A 3,480-nucleotide genomic window follows, 5' to 3' on the forward strand; every position below is an offset into this window, starting at 1 on the left:
TTGGATAGTTGTCATAAAGACCCTCATCTTCTGGAGAATAACTTTTTAGGAATGCTTCATGATTGCGAGTAATAATTTTTTCGGTTTCTGCTTTAATTGGCTGAATTGTTATTCGCCAACGTCCAGCTCCTACAGTTTCTAATAATGATTCTGGTAGAATTAGTTTTTCACCAGGATCTAGTTGAATTTCACAAGTTAGGTTAATCAGTTCATTTTTCATAATTACATAATTAGATTATATATTTGATTACTTTCTAATGAATTAAGGACAATTTTTATTATATCAAAGTAAAGCCAACTTTATATCAGAAACATTAAAGCTTTATTAGCATCAACTCAAACAAAAACTACAGCTTCAAGAGCTTTATTTGCCTCTAATTGTTTTCAAGTATTAATCTGAATATAGGATTTTTATGATCAATTTGAGATATAGACTCGCCATAATTCCCCACCTACAACAGATTTTAATTCCCACTGCTTTGCTTTCATCGCCATTAGCAGTTTCTGAGAAGGGCGAAACACAAAAAGATCAGACTCACCCGTAACCATCTCCAAACTTGGCAGGTGACTCAACAACAACAGTTGTACATTATCCTCCAATAGATAGCTCAGTGAAATCATATCTCCAATATTTGTATAATCATCACCCATATCGCTTAATAATAGTGGGAAGTCACTAGCATTAATTTTTTTTGCTACCTCAGCATTAAAATAACTAGGGGTTTTACTCCACCAAGTATCAGAAACAGCGCTGATACTACAGGATAAAATACTTCCGGTTAATAATATTACCAAAACTACTCCCCAGAATTTTTGCCTACTGAACAAAAAAAGGCGATCGCCTAACTGATGCGAAACATTATCGCTACCTAAATACCTTGAGAATAAATAAGCAACGGATAAATATATTGCAGGAAAGCAGGAAATCAGATAACGAGTGACAGCAGAGCGTTTTCCACCCCATAACAAATCGGGTATTACTAATATTATGAAAGGTATAAAAATCGAAGTCAGGATAAATAATTTTGTGGAGCGACTGCAATAACGACAAACTGTATAAACCCCAAAACCAATAATGATTAAAAATGGCAATCTCAGTAAATACGTAGTAATATTGTCAAAGCCAAAATCTAGGTCAATAAACAAAGAAGAAAAACTCAAAATCCACCTTTTTACTAAAAAATTGAAGCTCACTGATACTCTTGCCCAATTTGTAGCATCATAAGCTCTTTGCAGATTATTTATTATTACAAATATCCAAGGAATGTAGAAAATTATTGTTGCTAATGCAGCAATGAAAAATTTCCCAGATAGTGTTTGAATTAAAAATTTAATTTTTGAGGAATTAGATATTTTTTGAGAGGCATTTTTCTCTATATTATTTGAGAGAAAGCAATTACTAAGAACAAATACTCCTTGAGCTATAATCGTTAAACAAAAAAACAAATGGGTATATAAACCAAAAGCACAAAGTACACTATATAATCCCCAATTTTTCCAACTTGAAGAATGCATAGCTCTCAACAATAAAATACTACTACCAAAAATAATCAAAGTAACTAAACTGTATTGTCTGGCTGTTTGAGCAAGCAAAATATCAAAAGGTGATAAAGCTAAAAATGTAGTTGCTATTAAAGCATTTAAATGGGAATTAAAAAGTTGCCAACTGAGAATATATATTAAAGGTAAAGAGAAGAAACTAATTAATGCAGGCAAGCTACGAGATGCCTTGATCGAAGCACCAAATTGTTGCATCCAAGACCGAGCCATCAAATAATATAAAGGAGAATGATGGGGGTTTTCAATTATCAGAGATTCAAGAGTGTCTTTGAAAGTGCTTTCTGGTTTAATATCTTGATATTTTTGTAGTTTTTGAGCAGGAATAATTTGGTCAATAAATTCTTGGCCAAGGTCAGCCATCTTAAAACCTGATGCTCGTAAAGAAGTATATACTTCATCATGCCAATAGACTTTTTTATCGAGGTTGAAAAAACGGAACCCGATGCCTAAAGTTATGGCAATAATCAGTAATATGATTAAGAGTTGAGATACATTTTTATTGCCAAATTTGAGAGAAATCATTTTTTTATAGGGAAGAAGGAAGAAGATATTTAGTTGTCTGTGCGATTAGTTTTCTAGAAAAGAAGGAAAGATCTGGCGTTGTCTAAGTTTTCAGCTTTTAATATGTCCTAATATCATGTTCCTCCTCCAGGGGAGCTACGAATTGCGGATAATCAGTTATAAAAACCTTATTTCTTTAAACCTTTCTTTCCCTTCTGCCCTCTGCCTCCTGCCCTCTGCCTTTCCCGATAGTGACGATGGGGTTTTATACCCTTTTTCCTTTCGGTCACGGGCAGCTATGCAGGAGTCAGAATTCCCTTCTGCCTTCTGCCTCCTGCCTTCTGCCTTTCCCGATCAAACAAACTTACTCCCTTTCGGCCAACCATACAATTGTAATCTGTAGAAAAAGTTGGGGAATAAAGCAAACAAATACTTAAAAATCTTAAATCCCAAAGGCTCATCATAAGTCCCCACCCATTCCTTACTATTCTCAATCCAATTAACAATTTTCTCAGCAACCTTATCCCCAGAGGGAGCAGAATTAACTCGATTAGCACGAATCTTATAAGCCTTATCATTCAAACGATTCACTGGTGCCCAAGCAAACTTTCCAGAAATAGCACCAGGGCGATACAACCGCAAACGAATCATATTTTTACTAGAATGATAAACAATTGGCCCGACACCAGACCAGTAATAATGCAAGGCAATTTTGCCAGAATGATAGACAGGTCCGAAACAAGAAGGACTCCCATCAGCAATTGACCCAATCGCAATCACATCCAGAGGTCTACTCCGAGGTAACTTAGCTGCCTCAGCACCAACCACTGCAGGCCAAGTATAGTTCACCCGATTCATCGACTCCACCAGCTCAACTATGGGAATTCCACCCTCTCCTACTTCTGTCTCAATTTGACCAGCATTCAAAATCACCACATCCGGGTCATACTCAAATAGTTTTCTGGCATCCTCAATAGTTTCTTGGGGAGAAACACATAACTCATCAAAAAAATCTCCCTCTAAACTGAGTTGACGAGTCACACCAACAACCCGCCATCCCCGTGACTTATAAGCTTTACCCATCGCACTACCCAAAGTGCCAGAAATTCCAGTAATTACAACAGTTTTCATTTAATTTTATGATGAATGTGAGGACTTGCGCTCTCCGGTAACGGAATGTCGGGATGTTTCGTAGCATTCCGTAGGAAAACTAAAACCAGTAGATTATACAAAAAATATGTTAAAATATCAATATTAGACATCATTTTATTTTTGATGATTTGGGTATCTTAGGCGATCGCGCTTCAACATCCTATGTTTCTGTATTATTGAGAACTAATAAGGGTTTCCAGGTTTTTTTGATTCTGAAAAAGTACAAAATTTGTAGAGCTTTTCATCTCAAAATGCTAATACCTTTCC

Annotated in this window: 3 protein-coding genes; all 3 read right to left on the reverse strand. The window is 35.8% G+C overall.

Features of this window, described 5'->3' with window-relative positions; translation table 11 throughout:
• The coding region (locus tag AC3DU7_RS13355; protein WP_488039829.1) for a hypothetical protein at window positions 1–220 on the reverse strand (220 nt) is incomplete at its 3' end.
• A 197-nt stretch (window positions 221–417) separates the two neighbouring features.
• Window positions 418–2,082, reverse strand: coding sequence for a glycosyltransferase family 39 protein (locus AC3DU7_RS13360; RefSeq protein WP_488039830.1), 1,665 nt, complete (start codon window positions 2,080–2,082; stop codon window positions 418–420).
• 333 nt (window positions 2,083–2,415) lie between these two features.
• Window positions 2,416–3,192 carry an NAD-dependent epimerase/dehydratase family protein gene (locus tag AC3DU7_RS13365; protein ID WP_488039831.1) on the reverse strand — a complete coding sequence of 259 codons (777 nt, stop codon included), beginning with the start codon at window positions 3,190–3,192 and terminating at the stop codon, window positions 2,416–2,418.
• Between the last annotated feature and the right edge of the window lie 288 nt (window positions 3,193–3,480).

This window comes from Okeania sp. (genome assembly GCF_983059655.1).